Origin of the sequence: Paraclostridium bifermentans (assembly GCF_019916025.1) — a bacterium.
GTDB classification, from domain to species: domain Bacteria; phylum Bacillota; class Clostridia; order Peptostreptococcales; family Peptostreptococcaceae; genus Paraclostridium; species Paraclostridium bifermentans.
Window position 1 is genome coordinate 468,231 of record NZ_CP079737.1, and the last position, 24,879, is coordinate 493,109.

At 30.1% G+C, this 24,879-nt stretch carries 12 protein-coding genes and 1 riboswitch; of the genes, 8 read left to right on the top strand and 4 right to left on the bottom strand.

Going from position 1 to position 24,879, the window contains the following annotated elements; translation table 11 throughout:
* Positions 1-166 precede the first annotated feature (166 nt).
* Both KXZ80_RS02410 and KXZ80_RS02415 read left to right on the top strand, forming a co-directional pair.
* Positions 167-8,248 carry a DUF11 domain-containing protein gene (locus KXZ80_RS02410; protein ID WP_021433983.1) on the top strand — a complete coding sequence of 2,694 codons (8,082 nt, stop codon included), beginning with the start codon at positions 167-169 and terminating at the stop codon, positions 8,246-8,248.
* Between the two features lie 123 nt (positions 8,249-8,371).
* Positions 8,372-8,683 carry a TIGR04076 family protein gene (locus KXZ80_RS02415; protein WP_021433982.1) on the top strand — a complete coding sequence of 104 codons (312 nt, stop codon included), beginning with the start codon at positions 8,372-8,374 and terminating at the stop codon, positions 8,681-8,683.
* A gap of 35 nt (positions 8,684-8,718) precedes the next feature.
* Here KXZ80_RS02415 and KXZ80_RS02420 read toward each other — a convergent pair whose 3' ends face one another.
* Both KXZ80_RS02420 and KXZ80_RS02425 read right to left on the bottom strand, forming a co-directional pair.
* A complete protein-coding gene (locus KXZ80_RS02420) occupies positions 8,719-10,185 on the bottom strand; it encodes an amino acid permease (protein ID WP_021433981.1) in 1,467 nt (488 codons plus the stop codon).
* 291 nt (positions 10,186-10,476) lie between these two features.
* Positions 10,477-10,646: riboswitch (Lysine riboswitch) on the bottom strand.
* Between the two features lie 217 nt (positions 10,647-10,863).
* Positions 10,864-11,358, bottom strand: a complete 495-nt coding sequence (locus KXZ80_RS02425) for a spore coat protein (protein ID WP_021433980.1) — start codon at positions 11,356-11,358, stop codon at positions 10,864-10,866.
* Between the two features lie 102 nt (positions 11,359-11,460).
* Between KXZ80_RS02425 and KXZ80_RS02430 the strand changes: the two genes are divergently transcribed.
* From KXZ80_RS02430 to dhaK, 3 genes are all read left to right on the top strand, one after another.
* Entirely contained in the window at positions 11,461-12,495 is a 1,035-nt protein-coding gene (locus KXZ80_RS02430; RefSeq protein ID WP_021433979.1) for a PocR ligand-binding domain-containing protein, read from the top strand.
* 192 nt (positions 12,496-12,687) lie between these two features.
* Positions 12,688-13,815 (top strand): glycerol dehydrogenase, encoded by a 1,128-nt coding sequence (locus tag KXZ80_RS02435; RefSeq protein WP_021433978.1) that lies wholly within the window; start codon positions 12,688-12,690, stop codon positions 13,813-13,815.
* A gap of 12 nt (positions 13,816-13,827) precedes the next feature.
* Positions 13,828-15,594 carry a dihydroxyacetone kinase subunit DhaK gene (gene dhaK, locus KXZ80_RS02440; protein WP_021433977.1) on the top strand — a complete coding sequence of 589 codons (1,767 nt, stop codon included), beginning with the start codon at positions 13,828-13,830 and terminating at the stop codon, positions 15,592-15,594.
* A 64-nt stretch (positions 15,595-15,658) separates the two neighbouring features.
* On the opposite strand, the gene KXZ80_RS02445 is transcribed toward dhaK, so the two are convergent.
* A complete protein-coding gene (locus tag KXZ80_RS02445; protein ID WP_021433976.1) occupies positions 15,659-17,905 on the bottom strand; it encodes a DUF7948 domain-containing protein in 2,247 nt (748 codons plus the stop codon).
* Between the two features lie 137 nt (positions 17,906-18,042).
* Complete coding sequence (adhE, locus tag KXZ80_RS02450; protein WP_021433975.1) at positions 18,043-20,664, bottom strand: bifunctional acetaldehyde-CoA/alcohol dehydrogenase; 2,622 nt, start codon at positions 20,662-20,664, stop codon at positions 18,043-18,045.
* A 382-nt stretch (positions 20,665-21,046) separates the two neighbouring features.
* Between adhE and KXZ80_RS02455 the strand changes: the two genes are divergently transcribed.
* The 3 genes from KXZ80_RS02455 (at position 21,047) to KXZ80_RS02465 (ending at position 24,828) form a co-directional block, all read left to right on the top strand.
* Positions 21,047-21,727: a nitrite/sulfite reductase domain-containing protein gene (locus KXZ80_RS02455; RefSeq protein WP_021433974.1), complete on the top strand. Its 681-nt coding sequence runs from the start codon at positions 21,047-21,049 to the stop codon at positions 21,725-21,727.
* A 228-nt stretch (positions 21,728-21,955) separates the two neighbouring features.
* Positions 21,956-23,386, top strand: coding sequence for a glutamate:gamma-aminobutyrate antiporter (gene gadC, locus KXZ80_RS02460; protein ID WP_021433973.1), 1,431 nt, complete (start codon positions 21,956-21,958; stop codon positions 23,384-23,386).
* Positions 23,387-23,424: 38 nt separating this feature from the next.
* On the top strand, positions 23,425-24,828 hold the full coding sequence (locus KXZ80_RS02465) for a glutamate decarboxylase (protein WP_021433972.1): 1,404 nt from the start codon (positions 23,425-23,427) through the stop codon (positions 24,826-24,828).
* The last annotated feature ends 51 nt before the right edge of the window (positions 24,829-24,879 follow it).

A 24,879-nucleotide genomic window follows, 5' to 3' on the forward strand; every position in this document is an offset into this window, starting at 1 on the left:
ATTCAATCTAAATACTTTGTGATACGACAAATTATTTATAAATAATATTTAGACTAAAAAATGAATAAATTAGTCAACTAAAAAGATAAATACCAATAGTATATAGGAGGGTTATTTTAAAGTTATGAAACCTTAAAAGTATAATAGAAAATTAGGAGGAGATATTGTGTCGTTAACACCTAGATTTACAGCTATAGATAAAGCTGTATTAGTAGCTACAGGAAATAGCTTTGTGGTGTGCGGAAGCACTACGGCTACAGGAGCAAATACATCTGATATGATAAAACCGGATGGAAGTACAACAAGAGATTGGTCAGAAGCTGGAAGTACAGCCAATTTAAATATATTATCAAATAGTACAATATTATATGCAGAACTTTTATGGTATTCAACTGTAAAAAGTAATGTACAAGGGGCACAAGATCTTAGAAGTATACAAGACAACCCAATAAATTTTATAACTCCAAAAGGAAGCTATCAAATTTCACCTCAATATACAGATACAAATACAGGCACATCAGGAACTATAGATAGATATAGAGCGGCAGATGTAACATCATATATACAAAATTCTTTATCAGGAAATTATACAGTATCAAATGTACCAATAAGTATTCCAGACACAGGATTAAGTAATAGTAGAGCAGGATGGACTCTTTCAGTAGTTTATAGAAATGACAGCTTACCACCTCAAAAGGTAATATACTTATCAGGGATATCAGTAGCTAAACCAGGATCTCCTTTACAAACAACTATTTCAGGATTTACAACAAGCGCAGATATTTCAAAGCTTAAAGGAAGTGCATTTATATCGTGTGCAAATGGCGAACCTATAAATGGTAATGACTTTTCTTACGCAGGGCCTTCTTTTGCAGAACTTAGTAATATAGGAAACTCAGTAGACAGTCCGAATCCAAATCCTGGAACGGCACCAAACAATCCAGGAAATAACTTCTTTTCAGGATTAATAAATGTAGTTAATCCATTAAATAGCAATAATGGGTTATTAAATATAAGTGGAACTAACGGAAGTAACAATCATGATGGGTTTGTTCCTACTCAAAAATTAGGGGCTAGAAATAAATGGGATATAACTAATGTAGATATAACTAAAACTTTGATACCAAATCAAACATTACTAGCAGGGCAAGTAAACTCAGCGGAGACAGGAGATGGAGTACAACTTTTAGCAGTGGGAACACAATTAAATGTAAATGCACCTAATATGATAGTAAAACTAGATGCATACGATATAGATGGAGATGGAGAGTATAATATACAAGTTGGAGAGCCATTAGTATACGCATTAAGCATAAAAAATGATGGTGCAGTAGATGCTAACAATGTTATTATATCAGCTAATTTAGATTCAAGTACTACATTTATACCAGGGTCTGTAACTGTAAACGAAGTTTCATATCCATCAGCAAATATATCTGCAGGAATAAATCTAGGAACGATACCATCTAAAGGGGTTAAAAATGTATTATTTACAGTTAGAGTGGCTTCAGTACCAACTGGAGGGTTGCTTCATCAAAATGTAAATTATAATTATCAATTTATATCAGGAATGGATAATATAACAAATTATGCAACTACAAATACTATAGAAGTAATTGTTCAAGATGGATTATTGTCAATTTCAAAATCTTCATCAAAATCAACGGCAGTTGTTGGAGATAATATAACTTATACAGTTGATATAAAAAATATTGGAACAGAAATAGCTAAAGACTTATTTTTCCAAGATAAAATAGATTTAAATTGTTCATTTGTAGATGGAAGTGTAATTATTGATGGAACGGAATACACAGAGTATAATCCTGTAAATGGAATAGTACTTCCAAATTTACCTGTAGGAGTATCTACAAAAATAGTTTTCCAATGTAAGGTAAACTCACTACCAGCTTCGACTAAGGTATATAATAACTCATGTATTTCATTTGGATATATATTTAATCAGTATGGATATTTAAGAGAAAAAACTATATTTAGTAATACTACATCTACAACAATTCAGTATGTTGAAGTAATAGGAGAAAGATGTAATAATAATAATTATCCAAAAGTAGGAGATACGGTAACTTATACATTGAGCTTGACTAATACAGGTAATATAAATGCAAATAATGTTCAAGTACTAGAACCAACAATACCAGGTGCAAGCTTTGTAAATGGAAGTGTTAAAATAAATGGAGAAATAGAGCCAACACTAAATCCATTTAATGGATTTGATTTGCCTGATCCAATTCAACCTAAAGAAACAACTGAGGTGGAATATAAAGTTTTAATAAATGAACTTAATCCAGCCAATTTAATAGAAAATATAGCTCAAGTTCCATTTAAATATCAAATATCTACTGAAAGTGGAGTTATACAATCAGAGAAAGATTCTAATAAAGTAGATACAATTGCAAATTATACATGTATGAATATTGTAGAGAGTGTTGACAAGGATTATGCAACTGTAAATGATATTTTATACTACAAAGTTGAGATAACTAACAATGGCAACATAAGTTCTACAAATACAGTATTTTTATCTAGTATACAATCAGAAACTTCATTTATTGCAGGCTCAGTTAGTATAAATGGAATATCTTATCCTGCATACAATCCTAACCAAGGATTTACATTAGGAACTATTTGTGCAGGCGAAACTGTAGAAGTTTTATATCAAGTAAGAGTAAACTCAGTACCTAATCCAAATATAGTTTATAATCAATCAGATTTAGTATATAGTTATCAACCAGACCCTAATGGAAGTATATTAACAAACACAATTTATAGCAATATTGTTCAAACGATAATAAATAAAGCAGCATATACAGTTACAAAATCTGTAGATAAGGCATATGCACAACCTGGAGATTATTTAGTTTATACAACAGTAATTCAAAATACAGGAAATGTAAATTTAACAAATATTAAATTCGTGGATTATTTAGGAGTATATTTATCTTTTTACGAAGGAAGTTTATATGTTAACGGAATAAATTATCCAAATTATAATCCAAATACACAATTTCCAATAGATAACTTACATCCTGGTGATACTGCGACAATAGTATTTGGAGCAACAATAGTTGGAAACACTCCTGTTGGATATATACCAAACACTTCAGAAGTTACACTTAGCTATAAAGAGACTCCATATAGCCCAATCGTAAGTAAAACTGTATATTCTAATACTGTAAAAACTTATGATCCATATGCTCAAATAGACATTGTAAAAAGCGTAGATAAATCATATGCAGGAGTAGGTGAAAATCTAACTTATTCATTTACAGTTGAGAATAATGGAAGCGCAAGTGCAAATAATGTTATTTTCTCAGATATACTTCAATCTGAAATATCTTTTGTTTTAGGATCTGTTTATGTAAATGGGGTAAGTAAACCAAATTATAACCCTCAAACTGGATTCAACTTAGGGACTATTAATATAGGCCAGGTTGTAAATGTTGAATTTAAAGTTAAAGTAGACAGTTTGCCAAATCCTAATATTATTAAAAATAGTGCAACAGCATCGTATAGTTACTATATAGACCCTAATCAACAGCCAATATCAAAAACATCAACAAGTAACACAGTAACTACTGTAATAAATTCATATTCGGCAACCTTAACTAAATTAGTAAATAAATCATATGCAGTTGTAGGGGATGTACTTGATTATGAAGTTGTAGCAAGCAATACAGGAACAATACCACTAACAAATGTAACTTTCAAAGATTTAATTCCAAATGGAGCAACATTTGTAGATGGATCTGTATTTATAGATGGAATTAGTAAACCAAGTGCAAATCCTAATAATGGATTTACAATAAGCGATATTTTACCTGGAGGAAATGTTGTCGTAATGTTTAAAGCAACGGTATCTAGTGTTCCTAATCCTCCTCAAATTAACAACAGTGCAAGTATTAATTTTAAATATCAATTAAGTCCAACGAGTCCATACATTGATGGAACTTTAACTAGTAACACAACAACTACAAATATAAGAAATATAAATGTAAGTAATACAAAGAGCGTAGATAAAACTTATGCAACTGTAGGAGATAAATTAACTTATACTTCTGTAATAACTAATGATAGTAATATAAATATAACAGACACTATATTTACAGATTTAGTACCAAACAATACAACATTTGTAAGTGGTTCTGTTAAAATTGGATCTACAGCATATCCAGATTATGATCCTAATGTAGGATTTACATTAGATACTATAACACCAGGATCATCAGTTACTGTAAAATTTGATGTTACGGTTGAATCTGTTCCGAACAATGGATATGTAACTAACACATCAAACATTAACTATTCATATAAGATAGACCCAAATGGAAGCAGTATAATAAGCAACACAACTAGTAATTCTGTAACAACGTATATAAGATTAGGAAATTTAACGGTTACAAAGGCAGCAGATAGAACTGTGGTTAGATTAAACAATATAATAACTTATAGCTTTGTTATATATAACACAGGAAATACTATATTAAAGAACTTAATGTTTACGGATATGATTCAAGAAGAGTCTGTATTTAATACTGGATCAGTATATGTAAATGGAGTAAATAAACCAAACTATAATCCAGAAACTGGATTTGGTTTAGATGATATAGATATAGGGCATCAAACTACTGTTAGCTTCAGTGTTACAACAGAGCAATTACCACTAGACAATAAATTGCTTAATAAAGCTAGTGTTCAATACTCTTACTATGTAGATCCTAATGGAAGTCCTACTACTAAGTCAAAAGACTCAAACACAACTACTGTTTATGTGTATGATACTATAGTATCTGCAAATAAATCTGTTGATAAGAGTATTGCAAAATTAGGAGACACTTTAAACTTTAGTATAGATATAACTAATGATGGAAATGTGCCTGCTGAATTTGTAGAATTTATAGATAGCTTAGACACACATTTAAAATTTGTAAAAGACTCAGTATATGTAAATGGGCAACAAAAAATAGGATATGATCCAAATAATGGTTTCTCACTAGCTGATATAGAACCTAATACAACAACTACAGTAACTTTTAAAGCTACTATAGATAGTAGACCTTTAGATAATACAATTTATAACTTTGCTACTATAAATTACAAATATACAGTAGGAACTGAGTTAGTAAACGCAACAATAAATACAAACACAACAATGACGTTTGTTGCAGTTGGAGAATTAACACTTACAAAATCAGTAAATACAAATTATGCTACAGTTGGAGATAATTTAAGCTATTCAGTAATTATAAAAAATACTGGATCAGTTAATGCAACTAATTTAACATTTACAGATTTAATGCCAAATGCAACTTCATTTAACAATGGAACAGTGGTAGTAGATGGAACACCTAAGCCAACGTTCAATCCTGTTGATGGATTTGCATTAAGTGATTTAACACCAAATCAATATCATGTAGTATCATTTAGTATTCATGTAGATTCATTACCTCAAAGCGGAAAAGTAGAAAATACTGCAGATGTAGAATTCACTTATAAATTAACACCAACTGATAATCCAGTTACAATAACATCTACATCTAATAAAGTTACTACTTTTATCAATTTAGGGTTATTAAATCTTACAAAATCAGTAGATAAGATGTATGCAACTATAAATGATATATTAACGTATACAATAAATATAATAAATCAAGGAAATGCAACTTGTTCAAATATTATATTTAAAGATTTAGTTCAAATAGATGCAAGTTTTGTAAGTGGATCTGTTTATGTAAATGGAGAAAATAAACCAAATTATGATCCTAATGCAGGATTTAGCTTAACTGATATAACAGGATATGGAAATGCAACAGTTAGTTTCAAGGTTAAAGTAAATAGTATACCTCCAGGAGATTATACTTTATACAATACTGCTACAACAAATTATAGTTATAAGATAGACCCAGATAAGACTCCAGTATCAAAACAATCAACAAGTAATACAGTAAGTACTGTTATAAATGTAGGTTCATTAACTGCAACAAAATCAACTAGCAAATCATACGCAACAATTGGAGATGTATTAACATATACAGTTAATATATTAAACAATGGGAATGTTTTAGCTAAGAATGTAAACTTTAGAGACGTTATCCCAACAGGATTAACTTTTGTTACAGATTCTGTAACTATAAATGGAGTATCAAAGCCTGGATTTAATCCATATTCAAGCTTTACTTTAGGAGATATAATATCAGGAGATACGGTTGTAGTTAAATTTGATGCAACTGTAAGCTCATTGCCTACACCTTCATTAATCAGCAATATGGCTAATTTAACATTTGCATATAAAATAGACCCTAATGGAAGCGATGTATATGGGCAAACAAACTCTAATAAAGCAGATACTCAAATAAATTTAGGTTCACTAAATCTGACTAAGACTGTAAATAAAAATTATGCTACAACAGGAGATACAATAATATATACAGTAGTTGTAACTAATAATGGGAATGTAAATGCAACTGATGTAATTTTCACAGATAATTTACAATCAGATGTGATATTCAATTCAGGTTCAGTTAAAATAGATGGTGATATTTATGAAGATTATGATCCAAACCAAGGATTTAGTTTAGGAACTATAGAGCCTTTAGCTAGCGTAACTGTTTCATTTACAGTTACTGTAATACAGCAGCCAACACAAGACTCAGTATTAAACTATGCAGTAGGAACATTTAATTATAAAGTTAATCCTAGTGGTCAAAATTATAGTAAATCATCAATATCAAACACAGTTTACACTATTATAATTTATCCTAAGTTAAGCATGGCTAAGTCTGTAAATAAATTATATGCAACTTTACAAGATACGTTAAATTACAATGTATTAGTTAAAAATGATGGAAATACAACTATATCTAACTTAGCATTTGCAGATACATTGTCAAATGGAGCTATATTTAAGGCGGGAACAGTAACAATCGATGGTATTAGTTACCCTGATTATGACCCGATAGCAGGATTTAACTTACCAAATAATCTTATAGCAGGAAACACATCTTTAGTACAATTTAATGCAATTGTAAACTCTGTACCAACACCACCTCAAGTAACAAACTATGCTGCTTCAAATGGTGTGTACAAAGTAGATCCACAAGGTGGAAACTATCCTATATCAGCAACATCTAATACAGTAACAACTAATATTAATGTTGGGAGTTTATCTAATACAAAATCAGTAGATAAGTTATATGCAAAAGTAAATGATACGATAACTTATACTTCAACTATAATTAATACAGGAAATGTAAATGCAACTAGTTTAAGATTTACTGATTTATTACAATCAGAATTAAGTTATGTATTAGGAACTGTAAGAATAAACAATGTATTATATCCAGCATTAGACCCGACTATAGGTTTTGATTTATCAGATTTAGCACCTAATCAAACAGTAACAGTAACATTTGATGCGAAGATAAACTCTTTACCAGTGCCGGCTTATATAACAAATACTTCTCAAATTCAATTTAGTTATAAAATAGATCCTAGCGGAACTTTATCAACAAAAACTCAATTAAGTAACTTAGTAACAACTAATGTAGTTTTAGGAAAACTTAATGTAGTTAAAACTGTAGATAAAGCAATAGCTACAATAGGAGATATATTAAACTACACTATAACTCTTACAAATGTAGGAAATGTTATAGATAATGAGGTATTATTCCAAGATACTCCATCTACGGGGGCTCAATTTAAAACAGGTTCTGTAATTGTAAATGGAGAAAGTAAACCAAGTTATGATCCTACAGTTGGATTCAGTATAGGTGATATAGGAATAGGAAATGTTGTAATAGTTCAATTTAGTGCAACTGTGACTTCAGTTCCACCTTCTAATAAGGTAACTAACCAGGCTGTTATACCATTTAAATATTTAGTAGATCCAAAACAGCCTCCATATAGTGATACAGCTTACTCAAATACAGTAACTACTAATATCGCTTATGGTAATTTAAATGTAACTAAGTCTGTAAATAAAAAATATGCTACTATAGGCGAAAAATTAACTTATACAATCACAATTGAAAATGTAGGAAATATAAATGCTACTGATGTAGTATTTGTAGACTATACTCCTCATAATTCTATATTTGTATTAGGAACTGTAACTGTAAATGGTGTTCCTCATCCAGATTACAACCCATCAGCAGGATTTAATTTAAACACTATGGTTCCTGGTCAAATTATAACTGTTGTATATCAAGTTCAAGTCATAGATTTATGCTAATATAGATTATTTTAATCTCGAAGTTATTAATAACTTCGAGATTTTCTTTTTATTTGTGTTTATATGAAATAAGTTTTAGTTTAGAATATAGTTATTACATAAATTCTTTATGGAGGGGATAAAATGGAATCAAAAAAGTATTCAGATATTAAAATAACTATATTAAAAAAATTAAAGGTGAATGATATTTTTGTAGAATATGCAAAAGAAAATATGCCATTAGTTTGCGCTAAGGGTGAAGTTGGAGATGAATTTATATCAAAAAATTGCGAAATGCCAGAGCGATTTTGCAAAGGGGCATGGACAGGATTAAAAAGTAAAGTTGAATTTTTAGCATCAGGGAATAATAGCCCTTATGTAAAACAAGAGGGCGTTGCAATACATTCTTGTAATGATGGGTTACACCCTGTTATATATAAATTAGAAAGAATATAAGAAAAAGGCTGATTTTTAAAATCAGCCTTTTTAATTTAATTTAATTCACTTATTTGACTATCTATTGAACTACTGCTTATATTTTCATCAAAAGTTAAATCAACTTCATCCAAAGATACAACTTTAGTTTTATGTTTAATTTTATATCCAACATATAAAGCTATGAATAAAGGTATACCTATATAAGAAGCTATTAAACTATGCCAGTCAACTCCATTTGGAGTTATACAAGAGTATCCTTGGCCTAATATTATTATCAAACACATTATAAGTGCTAATATAGGTCCGAATGGATACCATTTAGCTTTAAACTTTAATTCTTTTAAACTATGACCTTGATGGATATATGCTTTTCTAAATCTATAGTGACAAACTGCTATACCAACCCATGCTATAAATCCAGCAAGTCCAGATGCAGCAACTAACCAAACATAAACTGTACTTTCTGCAAATATACCAGTTAAGAAACATGCAGAAGCTACTAATGTAGTTAATATTAATGCATTTACAGGAACACCTCTTTTATTAGTTTTTGCAAAAACTTTAGGTGCAAGTCCTTCTTTAGCCATTGAATGAAGCATTCTAGTTGATGCATACATACCTGAATTACCTGCAGATAAAACAGATGTAAGTATTACTGCATTCATAAGTGAAGCAGCACCAGCTATTCCTGCTTTTTCAAAAACCATAGTAAATGGACTTTCAGAAACACCAGCCTGAGTAAAAGGTATAATAGCACCTAAAACAATTATAGTTCCTAGATAAAATATTAATATTCTCCAAAAAATTGATTTTATAGCTTTTGGTATAGTTTTTTCAGGTTGCTCACTTTCTCCGGCTGCAACTCCTATAAGTTCTGTACCTTGGAATGAGAAACCTGCAACTAAAAATATAGCAAATACAGATTTTATACCACCATGAAATGGTCCATCTGCTATAAAGTAATTATGAAATCCTATCTCATCAGAACCCATTACACCAAGTATCATTAAAACACCTATTATTAAAAATATTATTACAGTTACAACTTTAATTCCTGCAAACCAATACTCAGATTCGCCATATGCTTTTGCTGATAAAAAGTTTAAACCTACAATTATAGCTAAGAAAAATATACTCCAATAAAATCCAGGTACATCAGGGAACCAATATTTCATAATTAATGATCCTGCAACCATTTCAGCTGCTATAGTTATTGCCCAGTTATACCAATAGTTCCATCCAAGAGCAAAACCAAGTGCTGGATCAATAAACTTTGTAGCATAAGAGCTAAAAGATCCAGATATAGGCATATATGTTGCCATCTCACCTAAACTAGTTATTAAGAAATAAACCATTATTCCTATTAACCCATATGCAAGTAATGCACCACCAGGACCTGCTTGGTGAAGAGTATCACCCATCGCAAGGAATATACCTGTACCGATCGATCCTCCTAGAGCAATCATGTTAAGATGTCTAGCTTTTAACCCTCTTTTTAAATCTTGATTTTCATTACTCATTTTACTTATCCTCCTTATGGTAGTTAGTTATCCATAAGTAAGTAACTAAGATAATAAATCTTTATGAAAATAAAAAATTCACTTCGCTCATGTCGCCAACGACTTCGTCCGTTGCTCAAAAAGCTTTTTTACGCTCAAAACATATTATATGGATATAACTAAGTTTCATAGGTTATCTACGAATTTTAAATAATTATAATTCCTTAAGCGTAAAAAAAGCCATGAGACTATGCTCATGACTTTATACGAAAAAATTCATACTAACTAAGTATGATGATACCGTACGCTTTCATTGAAAATAGCACTCCACAAAATGTGACAGTCTTATATATATTTTATATAAGCCCAGTAAATAGTATTAAAGCTATTAACTATTCACTTCGGCGAAATTTCCTTTCATATTACTTCATCGAGCTTATCTCCATAATACTACTAATAAGTTTCGCGCCTCTATCTCAGTTATCTACTTGTTGTATACAATTATAAAACAAATTTGAAATAAGTCAATAAAAAAAATTATATTGGTAAAGTTAACTATTTTCAGATGATTTATAAAAATGAGAAAAATTAAGTTAAATTGGTAAAGAAAATCATTGATATACCGATAATATATAAATATTTAACACTATAAAAATAGTTAAGGATGTGATCCATTAATTGATATCACATCCTATTTTTCTAGTTATACATATTATGTTGACTCATGTAATTGTAAATTTTTTCTCCGTGTTCTTGTTCTTCTTTTTGAATATGATTTAAAACTTGGCGTATGTTTTTATCTGCAAACTCAAAAATAGCTGTATTATATGTAGATGATACATATTTTTCAGTACTAAGTGAGTCTTGGCATAACATTTTATCTTGTTCATTATAAGCATTCATTTGTGATGATTGTAAATTCATGTTAGGCATAGTATTTGAACTTTGCATATTTGAGTTTTGGTTCCCTTGGCTTTGACCTTGACCTTGATTAATATTAGGAACAGTACCACTTAAAATTTGATTTATTGAAGTTAAGTGTTGTTGTTCATGTTGAGAAAGTTCATTAAATAAGCTTTTTAGTTGTGGGTCTGAAGCTTTTTGAGCATATTCTTGATATTTTTGAACACATAATTGCTCATGGCTTTTTTCGTCTTCTAATAACATTTTTTCTTTAGCAGTTAAATTTAACATAAAATCCACCTCCACTAAATAGTCTGCATAATAAACAATATATTATTCATATATGATAAAATTAGTACATGATATAAAATTGCCTTTAAAGGAGTATGAAAAGTGAGAAATGAAAATTTAAGTCTAAATAAGATAATAGATTTCAAAAAATGGGATAATTTACAAGATTATCTTTCGCTAGTTACGAAAATGGCAATAGTTATAGTGGACTATAAAGGAAATCCGATAACTAAACACAGTAGATGCCACAAATTTTGTGAGTTAGTAAGAGGTAATTCTAAATTATCAAAGTACTGTGAAAAATGTGATTCAAGAGGTGGGTTAGAAGCTGTACGAATGAATAAACCATATATATATTTATGTCACTACAATATAGTTGATGTTGCTATACCTATTATATTAGATGAAAAATATATAGGTGCAATAATGGCAGGACAAGTGAGAATAGATGATTATGAATCAACAGATATGTTAGAACAAATATTAAAAGTTCCAGACAAAGTACTAGAACAAAATGACATTTCAAATCAACTTAATCAATATTATAATGAACTACCTGTTTTATCATATAAAGAAGTAGAAGATACATCTAATATGTTATTTTTACTATCTAATTATATAGTAGAAGAGGCATTAAATAAAAATTTGATTTTAGAGATGTATGAAAAAACTATGAAAAATGGAATAGAGATAGATAGCAAGACTTTTAATGGATATAGTATAAAAAATATAGAAAGTGTTAAAAAAGAAATTTCCAATGCTATTGTGAATAGATATATAACTTATGATCATAAAGAAGACAGCGAAGAAATTAATGTAAGTAAAACTTTAAAGCCAGCAATACAATATATATATAACAATAAAAGTGAAAATATATCAATGGAAAGTATGGCTAAGTTATGCCATGTTAGTTCAAGTTATTTTAGCAGACTATTTTCAAAAGAAATAGGTGAAAATTTTTCAACATATATATCAAAGCTTAAGATTAAATGGGCAAAAGCTCTTTTAGAAGAAACTGATATGACAATAAATGAAATCAGTGATGAACTTGGATTTAGCGAGTCTGGATACTTTATAAAGATATTTAAAAAATATGAAGGTGTAACCCCAAATTTATACAAGAAACATCTTAGGTAATAGATAAATTGAATTTGTTAAAAAAATTTCGAAAAGTACATAAATTCCAATTATATAATTTTAGTTCAAAAAATTACGGTTTTAAATCGTAATTTATTAACATCTATGTCCAATGTATTTTTGGGAAAACGGTATTATAATTAAGTTAACTTAAAAAATAATATCACTACAAAATACAAAGGAGAGATTAATATGAGAAAAGCATTTATATGTCCTACAAAATATGTACAAGGTCAAGATGAGTTATTAAATTTAGGGTACTTCATAAAAGTATTTGGGGATTCAGCTTTATTAATCGCACATAAAGATGATATAGAACGTGTTAAAGATAAATTAGATTCAACTGCTAAAAAATTTGGGGTAACTTTTGTTGAAAGTAACTTCAAAGGAGAATGTTCAAGAGAAGAAGTAGAAAGATTACAAGAGTTAGCTAAAAAGAATAAATGTGCATGTACAATTGGTCTAGGTGGAGGTAAAGCAATAGACACTGCTAAGTGTGTAGCTCAAGGAGATAACTTAATAATAGTTCCAACTATAGCTGCAACAGATGCACCTACAAGTCATTCAGCAGTATTATATACACCAGATGGAGCATTTGATGATTATGCATATTTCAAGCAAAGCCCAAGTGTAGTTTTAGTTGATACTACAGTTATAGCTAAAGCACCAACTAGATTCTTAGTTTCAGGAATGGGAGATGCTTTATCAACTTACTTTGAAGCAAGAGCAACAGCTAGTTCATATTCAAATGTAAATGCAGGATTACCTTGTGGTTACAGAGAAGGGTCGTGCGGAGAAGCTAAGGGAACTAATACAGCATTAGCTTTAGCAAAATTATGTTATGAAACTCTAATAAATGATGGAGTTAAAGCAAAAGTATCATCAGATTGTAACTTAGTTACTCCAGCTTTAGAAAACATAATTGAGACAAATATTCTTTTATCTGGACTTGGATTTGAAAGTGGAGGATTAGCAGCAGCTCATGCTATACATGATGGACTTACTATATTAGAAGGAACACATAAATACTTCCATGGTGAAAAAGTTGCATTTGGAACAATAGCACAATTAGTTTTAGAAAATGCACCTAAAGAAGAAATAGAAGAAGTATTAGAATTTTGCTTACAAGTAGGGCTTCCTGTTTGTCTAGAAGATATAGGGGTAGAAACTATTACTGAAGAAGAATTAAAAGAAGTGGCTGAGAAAGCATGCATTAAAGAAGAATCTATATATTCTATGCCATTCCCTATAAATGTTGATGAAGTTGCAGCTGCAATAATAACAGCTGATAGCATAGGGAAAAACTATAAAAACAGATAGAGGTGTGACATTATGAAAAAAATAATAAATAAACCAGAAACTGTGGTTATGGAAATGTGTAATGGAATAGCTATGGCGCATCCAGAACTTGAGTTTTTAAAAAAATATAAAGTAATTAAGAAAAAAAATATAAATAAAAATAAAGTTAGTTTAATAAGTGGTGGTGGAAGTGGTCATGAACCAGCACATGCAGGATTTGTAGGAAAAGGTATGTTAGATGCAGCTGTTTGTGGAGATGTGTTTGCATCACCTTCTCAAATACAAATATATAATGCAATAAAAGAGACTGCAAGTAATAAAGGAACATTACTAATAATCAAAAACTATAGTGGAGATATTATGAATTTTAGAAATGCAGCACATCTTGCTATAGAAGATGGTTTGATTGTTGACTATATAAAGGTAGATGACGATATTGCTGTTGAAGATAGTTTATATACAGTAGGTAGACGTGGAGTTGCAGGAACAGTTTTAGTTCATAAAATAGCTGGAGCTGCAGCTGAACTTGGTATGAGTTTACATGAAGTAAAGGAAGTTGCACAAAAAGCTGCTAATAATGTTAGAAGTTTAGGGTTTGCACTTACATCATGTACTGTACCAGCAAAAGGAACGCCTACATTCCAATTAGAAGAAGATGAGATAGAATTTGGAGTTGGAATACATGGAGAGCCAGGTGTAAGAAGAGAAAAAACATCTTCTGCAGATGAGCTGGCTAAAAAAATGGTTAATGATATATTAGCAGATATGAAAATAGAAGATTCAAATGAAGAAGAAATTGCATTGATGATTAATGGCTTTGGAGGAACTCCACTTCAAGAACTATATTTACTTAATAACTCTGTTATACGTGAATTAGCTAAGAGAAATATCAAAATATGTACAGCTTTTGTTGGAAACTATATGACTAGTATAGATATGGCAGGAGCATCTGTATCTATAATGAAATTAGATAATGAGCTAAAACATTTATTATCTCAAGTAAGTGAAGCACCTGGATTTAAGGTTTCAGGAGCTTTCGTACCAGTAGAATATACAGATATATATGAAGATGAAAATAATACAGATGATTCAAATATATGTTTTGAAGTGCAAACTAATAAAGATTTTTCAAATATAGAAGATTATAGATTCACTTTAGAAAATATGATCTATGTAGTTGATAAAATGAGTGAAATAATAATAAAAAATGAAGTGCCATTCTGTGAATTAGATTCTTATGCTGGAGATGGAGATTTTGGAATGAGTGTTGCAAAAGGATTTAAGCAATTAAAAAGAGAATGGGCAAATATACTTTCAATAGAAGACCTAACTATTGGTAAATTCTTAAATGAGTGTTCTATGGTAATAATGGAATACTGTGGAGGAGCATCAGGGCCAATATGGGGAAGTGCTTTTAGAGCAGCAGGAAGATATGTAGGAGATAAAGATGAACTTACTGTTTTAAACTTTGCTAATATGATGGATGCAGCTGTTAATGGTGTACAAGCTACAGGTGAAAGATCATTTGGTAGAGGAGCTGGAGTAGGAGATAAGACTTTAATAGATGCATTAGTACCATGTGCAAACTCATGGGAATTAAGCGTAAAAGAAAATGATACATTTAAAGAAGCTTTTGAAAAAGCAGCAAGAAAAGCTGTAGAAGGAGCCGAGGCAACTAAAGAAATAGTAGCTCGTATGGGTAGAGCAGGAACTGTTGGAGAAAGAAGTTTAGGATATCCAGATGCAGGAGCTCATGCTCTTGGAGTAATATTTACTGAAATATCTAATGATTTAAAATAGTCATCCCATGAATTTCATTTTATATAGATTAAGAACCTCAACTTATTAAAGTTGAGGTTCTTTTTTATTTATTACATTTTAATATTTTTAAAATACAATTTAATTTGCAATTCATACAATCTAACTCGTCTTGCATCTTCATGTTATCAAATTTTAAATCCCAAGCAAATTTTGCTAAAGTTGAAAAATTATTATTTATAGCTTCTAAACCGTAAACTGGGTTAGTTAGTTCATCGTAAATTAATTCTAATAAATCATCTTGTGTTGAGAATTTTAAAACAAACGCATCTGTAAACCCAGTTAAAGTCGAATCATATGCTCTAGTCGTAGGGAAGTTTGAAGAACCGGTATATCCAGTTGCATATATATTGTTAAAATTATCTACAGCTATTCCAAATCCTATTTCAAACAAATTTCCATGTATATAAGCTGAAAATGGAATAGATGAGCCAGATGAACTTATTTCAGTTATAAATACTGCAAAAGCGTAATTAGGAGAATTAGGGCCTATATTAAGTGTTGTAGGAAAATTTAACGAAGAAGTATAACCAGTAATATAAGCGTTATTAGAAGCATCTAAGTCTATTGCGAAAGAGATTTCATTACCGTTACCATGTATATATGATGAATATAAAAGTGAAGATAGGTTTGAATTAATCTTAGTAACAAAAACACTAGGAGATCCAGAAAGAGCATTAGGACCTAGCTGATTTGCAGGGAAATTTGTTGACTGAGTATAGCCGGTAATATAAGCGTTACTAGAAGAATCCAGGGCAATATCATAACTAATATCGAAAGAATTGCCATGTATATAAGCTGAATAAGGAAGTGCTGTTCCTAAATCATTAACTTTAATTATATATACTGAAGCAGATGCATTGCTTAGATTATTAGGCCCAAGTTTATTGATCACAGGAAAATCTGAAGAATAAGTATAACCTGTTATATAAGCTTCAGAAAGAGCGTTAACATCTATGCCTAGCCCCCAATCATCTCCATTTCCATCAATATATACAGAGTAAGGCAAGTTTGTTCCTGTACTATCAATCTTAGTAATAAATACTGCATTTTTATTACCGTTTAAAACGGTATAAGTTGATGGATAATTAGAGGAAGTAGTATTACCTGTAATGTAAGCATTATCGTTTGAATCTAAAGCTATGGCATATCCCCAATCATTACCATTTCCGTGTATATATACAGAATAAAGTATATTACCTCCAGTAGAATCAAGTTTAGTAACAAATAGAGCCTTATTTCCATCAGGGTTTATACCTTGGTTAAAAGTTGTTGGAAAATCAAGGGAAGTAGTAAATCCAGTGATATAAACGTTATTGTATAAGTCAACAGCTATTCCGTAAGACTGATCATCTCCATCGCCATTTATATAGGTAGAGTATACTAAATTTCCAGTAGAATCAAATTTAGTTACATAAATAGCCCAAGTACCATTATATGGAGAGCCTATTATTGGATTTGTTATTGGGAAATTACTAGAGCCGGTGTAGCTAGTTACATAAGAACTTCCACTAGAATCAACAGCAATAGCTTTACCAAACGTTTGAGCATCGCCACCTAAATAAGTTGAAAAGAAAAATATAGGGTCAATTATCAAATCTATAGAGTCAACATAGTTATCTATATCTATTAGAACCTCATTAGCATTTAAAATAAAATTAGACTTAATAGAATTTTTAAAGGTATCAACAATTTGATATGAGCTAGGTTTTATAATTTTAAAATTAGATGGGCCAATAGAAATTACTATGTTTCCATTTTCATCTAACTTAATGTTTTCATGTCCCTCGAATTTAAACTTAATATCATTTGGATTCCCACCAGGTTTAACTATAAAGTCATATTCTAATAGGCCTTCATTAAAATAAAATATTAAATCTATATTATTGTAAATTTCAGTATATTTAATTTTAGAAAAAGTAGGTACACTAGAAATACCTTCTTTAGGTAGACTGTGACCAAAATAATTAGATTTTGATTGTAGTATATCTTCACCAGTTAACTTAACATTAGAGTTAAAATTAATAAATGATAAATTAATAAAGTTTATTACAGGATTGCAAATAGGATCTGAAAATGGGTGTTTAGGATTTTTAAGATTACTTATATGATCATTTAGTTCATATTCAGAAAAAGGATTTATGATACCTATTGTTATTTTATCTTTTAAAAAAAATAACATATAAGATCCATATTTTACAAAAAACTTAGAGTCATCAAAGTGTTGACCTAAGTTTTTTTCGAATCTATATGGAGACTCTAATGTTGAAAGATGATCCGATTGTATATTCATGAAAGTAGCTCCTTTAGTAAGTATAATATCTTAATATTAATATATTAAGTGAATATACATAATGTGACAAAAAATAAAAAACGCAATATAAAACGAGTAGATGCTTATATTGCAGTTTTTTATTTAGTATTTAATTATTAATTTCCATAATAAACATTTAAATACATTTGTTTGATTTCGCTCATTAATGGATATCTAGGGTTAGCACCAGTACATTGATCATCGAATGCTTGCTCAACCATTTCATCTAAGCTTTCTAAGAATGTACCTTCATCTACACCCCAATCTTTTATAGTCTTAGGGATTCCAACAGTAGATTTTAATTCATCTATTTTATTTAATAGTTTATTAAATTTATCTTCATTTGAATTTCCATTAATACCTATGAATGAAGCTATTTCAGCATATCTTTCTAAACATTGAGGATATTTATATTGAGGGAATATACCCATTTTTATAGGAGCAGAAGATACATTGAATTTTAAAACTTCATTTATTAAAAGTGCATTAGCAACACCATGAGGTATATGGTGGAATGAACCTAATTTATGAGCCATAGAGTGACAAACTCCTAAAAATGCATTAGCAAATGCCATACCCGCCATTGTAGAAGCGTTAGCCATTTTTTCTCTAGCTTCAGGATCAGTTGTTCCGTTTTCATAAGCTCTTGGAAGATATTCAAATATAGATTTAACAGCTTGAAGAGCTAAACCATTTGTATATTCAGTTGCCATCATAGATGCATAAGCTTCTAAAGCATGAGTTAAAGCATCTATACCAGAAGCTGCAGTTAATCCTTTAGGCATACTCATCATTAAGTCAGAATCAATTATAGCCATATTTGGCATTAATTGATAATCAGCTAAAGGGTATTTAATTCCTGTATCTTGATCTGTTATAACTGCAAAAGGTGTAACCTCAGAACCAGTACCAGCAGAAGTTGGTATGGCTACAAAGTAAGCCTTTTCGCCCATTGTAGGGAATTCATAAACTCTTTTTCTTATATCCATAAATCTCATAGCTAAGTCGCCAAAGTCTATTTCTGGATGTTCGTACATTGTCCACATGATTTTACCTGCATCCATTGCACTACCACCACCTATGGAAATTATTACATCTGGTTTGAAATCAGCCATAGCTTTAGCACCAGCTTTAGCAGTTTCTAATGTTGGGTCTGGCGCAACATCATAGAATGTATGGTGTTTAATATTCATTTCATCCAATAAATTAGTTATAGGTTTTGTATATCCATTTTGATAAAGGAAACCATCTGTAACTATAAAGGCTCTTTCTTTTTTTAGAACATGCTTAAGCTCCTGAAGAGCAACTCCTAAACAACCTTTTTTGAAATAAACTTTTTCTGGGGCTCTAAACCAAAGCATATTTTCTCTCCTTTCAGCTACAGTTTTTATATTTATTAAATGTTTAACACCTACATTTTCAGATACAGAGTTTCCTCCCCAAGACCCACATCCAAGTGTTAAAGATGGAGCTAATTTGAAGTTATATAAATCTCCTATACCACCTTGAGAAGCAGGAGTATTAACTAAAACTCTACAAGTTTTCATAGAATTTCTAAATTTTTCAAGTTTGTCATGTTGAGTTATTGTATTTAAATATATAGAAGATGTATGGCCTAAACCACCATCGTATATAAGTTGATCTGCTTTAGATATTGCATCATCAAAGTTTTTAGCTTTATACATTGCAAGTACTGGAGATAATTTTTCGTGAGCAAAAGGTTCAGATATGTCAACTGATTCAACTTCACCAAGTAAAATTTTAGACTCTTTAGGTATTGAAAGTCCAGCTAGTTCAGCTATTTTATACGCAGGTTGACCAACTATATCTGCATTTAGACCTCCGTTTTTATTTAATAAAATGCCTTTTACTTTTTCTATTTCAGATTTATTTAATAGGTAAGCACCACGTTTTACAAATTCAGATTTTACATTTTCATAAATACTTTTTAAGACAATAACTGATTGTTCAGAAGCACATATCATACCATTATCAAATGTTTTTGAAAGTAGTATTGAATTTACAGCAGTTTCTATATCAGCACTATCGTCTATTATTGCAGGAGTATTACCGGCTCCAACACCTATTGCTGGTTTACCTGAAGAGTATGCAGATTTTACCATACCAGGACCACCAGTTGCTAATATAATATCAGCACTTTCCATTATAGTTGTTGTCATTTCAAGTGATGGTTCATCTATCCATCCTATAATTCCTTCAGGAGCACCTGCTTTTACAGCAGCTTCAAGAACTACTTTTGCAGCTTGAATAGTTGATTTTTTTGCTCTAGGGTGAGGTGATATTATAATACCATTTCTAGTTTTTAGGGCAATTAAAGTTTTAAATATTGCAGTTGAAGTAGGATTTGTAGTAGGAATTACTGCAGCGATAACACCTATCGGTTCAGCAATTTTAGTTATACCAAAAGCTGAATCTTCTTCTATAACTCCACAAGTTTTTACATCCTTATAAGTATTGTATATATATTCTGAAGCAAAATGATTTTTTATAACTTTGTCTTCTATTATACCCATATTAGTTTCTTCATGTGCGATCTTTGCTAAAGGAAGTCTTTGTTGATTAGCAGCCATTGCTGCAGCTAAAAATATTTTATCAACTTGTTCTTGAGTATAAGTTGAAAATAGTTTTTGAGCTTTTTTGATTTGATCTAGTTTGATGGCTAAAGATTCTGGTCCATCAACTATTGATTGATTAGTTTTTAACAATTCTTGTTTCATTTATGTTCCCCCCTTGGTTTAATTAAGCTGTAACATTTAAAAATGTATGCAACTTTTTATTGTTTAGTGATAAAATTCATTGAAGATTTTTATACAACTATAATTATTTTTATCGGGTGATATAACTTAATGTAATTCTTGACTGAGATAAATGTACTAGCTTGTTAAAAAATTAATTTGTTCTTCAAAAACATTTTAGCAAAAAAACAACCATAAGGGAAGGAAAAAATTGTTAAAAATAAAACTAAATTAATAAATAAAATTGCAAACGTTATCTAATTTTTTATATTAAGTTATAACGTATGTTACAGAATTAAATTAAATAAGTGGTTATAATAGATATATGAAAAAAATTAAATTAATATATTAAGGAGAGATATTTATGAGCGATTACGGAAACTTACAAAAAATTAAAGACGGGAAAAGAACTTATGCAATAACTCCACATATACCAGGGGGATTTGTTTTACCTGATACACTTATAAAAATAGCTGAAGTTACAAAAAAATATAATGGTGTTCTTAAGCTAACATCTGGACAAAGAATTTTAATAACAAACTTAAAGCAAGAAGATTTAGTAAGTATATGGAAAGATTTAGATATGGAGCCAGCAGTTAAAAATCAAAACTCAGTTAAAAATGTAGAAATATGTCCAGCTAACTTTTGCAAACGTTCAAAATATCCAACTATAGGAATAGGAATGAAAATAAGTAAAAACTTTCACGGAATGATACTTCCAAATAGAACTAAGATAGGAGTTGCAGGTTGTAGGAATGCTTGTACTAGTGTGTACTCTAAAGATATAGGTGTACTTGTAGATATAGATGGAAAGTTTTTCGTAACAGCAGGTGGTAGTGCTGGATTTTATCCAAGAAGTGCAGATGTAATAACTAAGGGACTTACGGAAGAAGAAGCTTATAATTTAGTAAAAACAATACTTGAATATTATAACGAGTATGGACAAATGGGAGAAAAACTAGGAGATTTTATGGACAGGATAAGCATCGAGAAGTTTAGAAGGGATGTATTAAAAACATTGAAGTTAAAAGAAATTTTAGAGTAGCAAGTTAAATTGCTACTCTTTTTAATTTATGTAGATAAAATTTAAAATATCTTTATTGTCTGTTAAAAATGAATTTTTAGATTTTTACAACATTTACCAAAAATGTTTTGGTATAGAAATACCGGGTATCTAATTAATACAAACACGAGTGATGCCAAAGGTTCTAGGGATAGTAATCCGGTATTGTTATGTGAACTTATAAAAATTAAATATCAGGAGATGATTAAGATGAAAGAGGCACAAGCTGCCAAAAAAAATTCACTTAGCTTATTCGCATTCTTTGCAATGACCGCATCAATGGTTATGACAGTTTACGAATATCCTACATTTGCTACATCAGGATTCAATTTAGTATTCTTCTTATTACTTGGAGGTATATTATGGTTCTTACCTGTAGCATTATGTGCAGCAGAAATGGCTACAGTTGAAGGGTGGCAAGAAGGTGGAATATTTGCTTGGGTTGGAAACACTTTAGGTGAAAAGTTCGGATTCGCAGCAATATTTTTCCAATGGTTCCAAATTACAGTTGGATTTGTAACAATGATTTATTTTATATTAGGTTGTGTTTCATACATATTCAATTGGAATGCATTAAATAATGTTCCGGTTATCAAGTTTATTGGAGTATTAGTGATATTCTGGTTGTTAACATTTTCACAATTAGGCGGTACAAAAAACACAGCTAAAATAGCAAAAGCTGGATTTATATTTGGTATATTAATACCAGCAGTAATCCTATTTGGATTATCAATAGCATACATAGTACAAGGAAATCCTATAGATGTAAAAATAGGAGCTAAATATTTTGTACCAGATTTTTCAAAAGTAAATACACTAGTTATTTTCGTATCATTTATATTAGCATATATGGGAGTTGAAGCATCAGCATCACATGTAAATGAGTTAGATAATGCTAAAAAGAACTATCCATTAGCTATGATTATATTAGTTATATTAGCTATAGTACTTAACACAATTGGTGGATTAACAGTTGCAGCAGTAGTTCCACAAGGTCAATTAAGTTTAAGTGCAGGAGTTGTTGAAACATTTAAAGCTTTAATATTACATTTTGCTCCTCACAGCACATGGCTTGTAAAATTAATAGCTATATTATTAGCACTAGGAGTAATGGGTGAAGTTAGTGCATGGGTTGTAGGTCCATCAAGAGGTATGTATGCAGCAGCTCAAAAAGGTATTTTACCAAAATCACTAACTAAAACTAATGAACATGATGTTCCTGTAAACTTAGTTTTCGTACAAGGAATAATAGTTACAATATGGGCAGCCGTTCTTACTTTCGGTGGTGGAGGAAACAATGTATCTTTCCTTACAGCTATATCATTAACAGTTGTTATATACTTAGTGGGATATTTATTATTCTTCATAGCTTACTTTACATTAGTACTTAAAAAAGATAATTTAAAACGTTCTTATCATGTACCTGGTGGTAAAACATTTAAATTAATAGTTGCAGCATGTGGATTTGTAACATCAATATTTGCATTAGTAATTTCATTTGTTCCATCAAATCAATTAAATGCTAAAAGTGCTCATGAATATTTAACTATATTAATAGTAAGTTTTATAATTACAGTTTTAATACCATTTGTAATATATGCAATTACATCTAAAAAAAGAGAAGTTAAAACAACAAAATAATAAATAAAAGTGGTAAAACATATAAGGAGGTTTTTAAAATGTTATACGGTAAAAAAAATCAATTAGGAGATAATTATGATACTCCAATATTTGGGACAACAGAATCTGGCTCTAGCGTGCCAAAAGATGTTCTAGGGAAAGATTCTATTGCACCAAATGTAGCTTATAGATTAATCAAAGATGAGCTAATGAATGAAGGAAATGCAAGACTTAACTTATGTACATTCTGTCAAACATATATGGAAGATGAAGCAACACAACTTATGGCAGAAACACTAGAAAAAAATGCTATAGACAAATCTGAATACCCACAAACAACAGAGATGGAAAACAGATGTGTAAATATGATAGCAAACTTATGGAATGCACCAAAAGAGTTAAATTATATAGGAACATCAACAGTAGGATCATCAGAAGCATGTATGCTTGGTGGTATGGCAATGAAATTCAGATGGAGAAATAGAGCAGAAAAATTAGGAATAGATGTAACAAAGAGAAAACCAAACTTAGTAGTATCTTCAGGATTCCAAGTTTGTTGGGAAAAATTCTGTGTATACTGGGATATAGAGATGCGTTTAGTACCAATGGATGAAGAGCATATGAGCTTAAATGTAGATAAAGTTTTAGATTATGTAGATGAATATACAATAGGGGTAGTAGCACTTCAAGGTATAACATATACAGGAAAATTTGATGATATAAAAGCATTAGATGCATTACTTGAAGAATACAATAAAACAGCAAAAATAAGTGTACCAATACATGTTGATGCTGCATCAGGTGGATTATTTACACCATTTATAGATCCAGATATGGAATGGGATTTTAGATTAAAAAATGTAGTATCAATAAGTACATCAGGACATAAATACGGATTAGTATACCCAGGTATAGGATGGGTAATATGGAAAGATGAAGAGTACTTACCAAAAGAATTAATATTTGAAGTAAGTTACTTAGGAGGATCAATGCCAACAATGGCAATAAACTTCTCAAGATCAGCAAGTCAAGTAATAGGACAATATTACAACTTCTTAAGACTTGGATTTGAAGGATATAGACAAATACATCAACGTACAAAAGATGTGGCTATGTATTTATCTAAAGAAATTGAAAATACAGGATTATTCAAGATTTACAATGATGGGGAAAATTTACCGATAGTATGTTATAGATTAGTTGACAATGCTAATGTAGAGTGGACATTATATGATCTAGCAGATAGATTAGCAATGAAAGGATGGCAAATACCAGCATATCCATTACCAATTAACCTAGACAAAACAATAATACAACGTATAGTATGTAGAGCAGACTTAAGTCATGATATGGCTGAATTATTTATAAGAGATTTAAAAACAGCTATAAAAGATTTAAATGATGCAAATGTATTAGTACATGGTAAAAAAGAAGAAAACAAAGTTTATGGGTTCACTCATTAATTAGATTGAAATGTTTTATTCAGCAACTAGTGCTAAATTAATTGTACTAGT

What these genes read in the sequence shown, in the direction of transcription:
- KXZ80_RS02435 (WP_021433978.1), top strand. Translation starts at nt 12,688, where the DNA reads ATGAGAAAAGCATTTATATGTCCTACAAAATATGTACAAGGTCAAGAT.
- KXZ80_RS02465 (WP_021433972.1), top strand. Translation starts at nt 23,425, where the DNA reads ATGTTATACGGTAAAAAAAATCAATTAGGAGATAATTATGATACTCCA.
- gadC (WP_021433973.1), top strand. Translation starts at nt 21,956, where the DNA reads ATGAAAGAGGCACAAGCTGCCAAAAAAAATTCACTTAGCTTATTCGCA.
- KXZ80_RS02425 (WP_021433980.1), bottom strand. Translation starts at nt 11,358, where the DNA reads ATGTTAAATTTAACTGCTAAAGAAAAAATGTTATTAGAAGACGAAAAA.
- adhE (WP_021433975.1), bottom strand. Translation starts at nt 20,664, where the DNA reads ATGAAACAAGAATTGTTAAAAACTAATCAATCAATAGTTGATGGACCA.
- dhaK (WP_021433977.1), top strand. Translation starts at nt 13,828, where the DNA reads ATGAAAAAAATAATAAATAAACCAGAAACTGTGGTTATGGAAATGTGT.
- KXZ80_RS02420 (WP_021433981.1), bottom strand. Translation starts at nt 10,185, where the DNA reads ATGAGTAATGAAAATCAAGATTTAAAAAGAGGGTTAAAAGCTAGACAT.
- KXZ80_RS02415 (WP_021433982.1), top strand. Translation starts at nt 8,372, where the DNA reads ATGGAATCAAAAAAGTATTCAGATATTAAAATAACTATATTAAAAAAA.
- KXZ80_RS02455 (WP_021433974.1), top strand. Translation starts at nt 21,047, where the DNA reads ATGAGCGATTACGGAAACTTACAAAAAATTAAAGACGGGAAAAGAACT.
- KXZ80_RS02445 (WP_021433976.1), bottom strand. Translation starts at nt 17,905, where the DNA reads ATGAATATACAATCGGATCATCTTTCAACATTAGAGTCTCCATATAGA.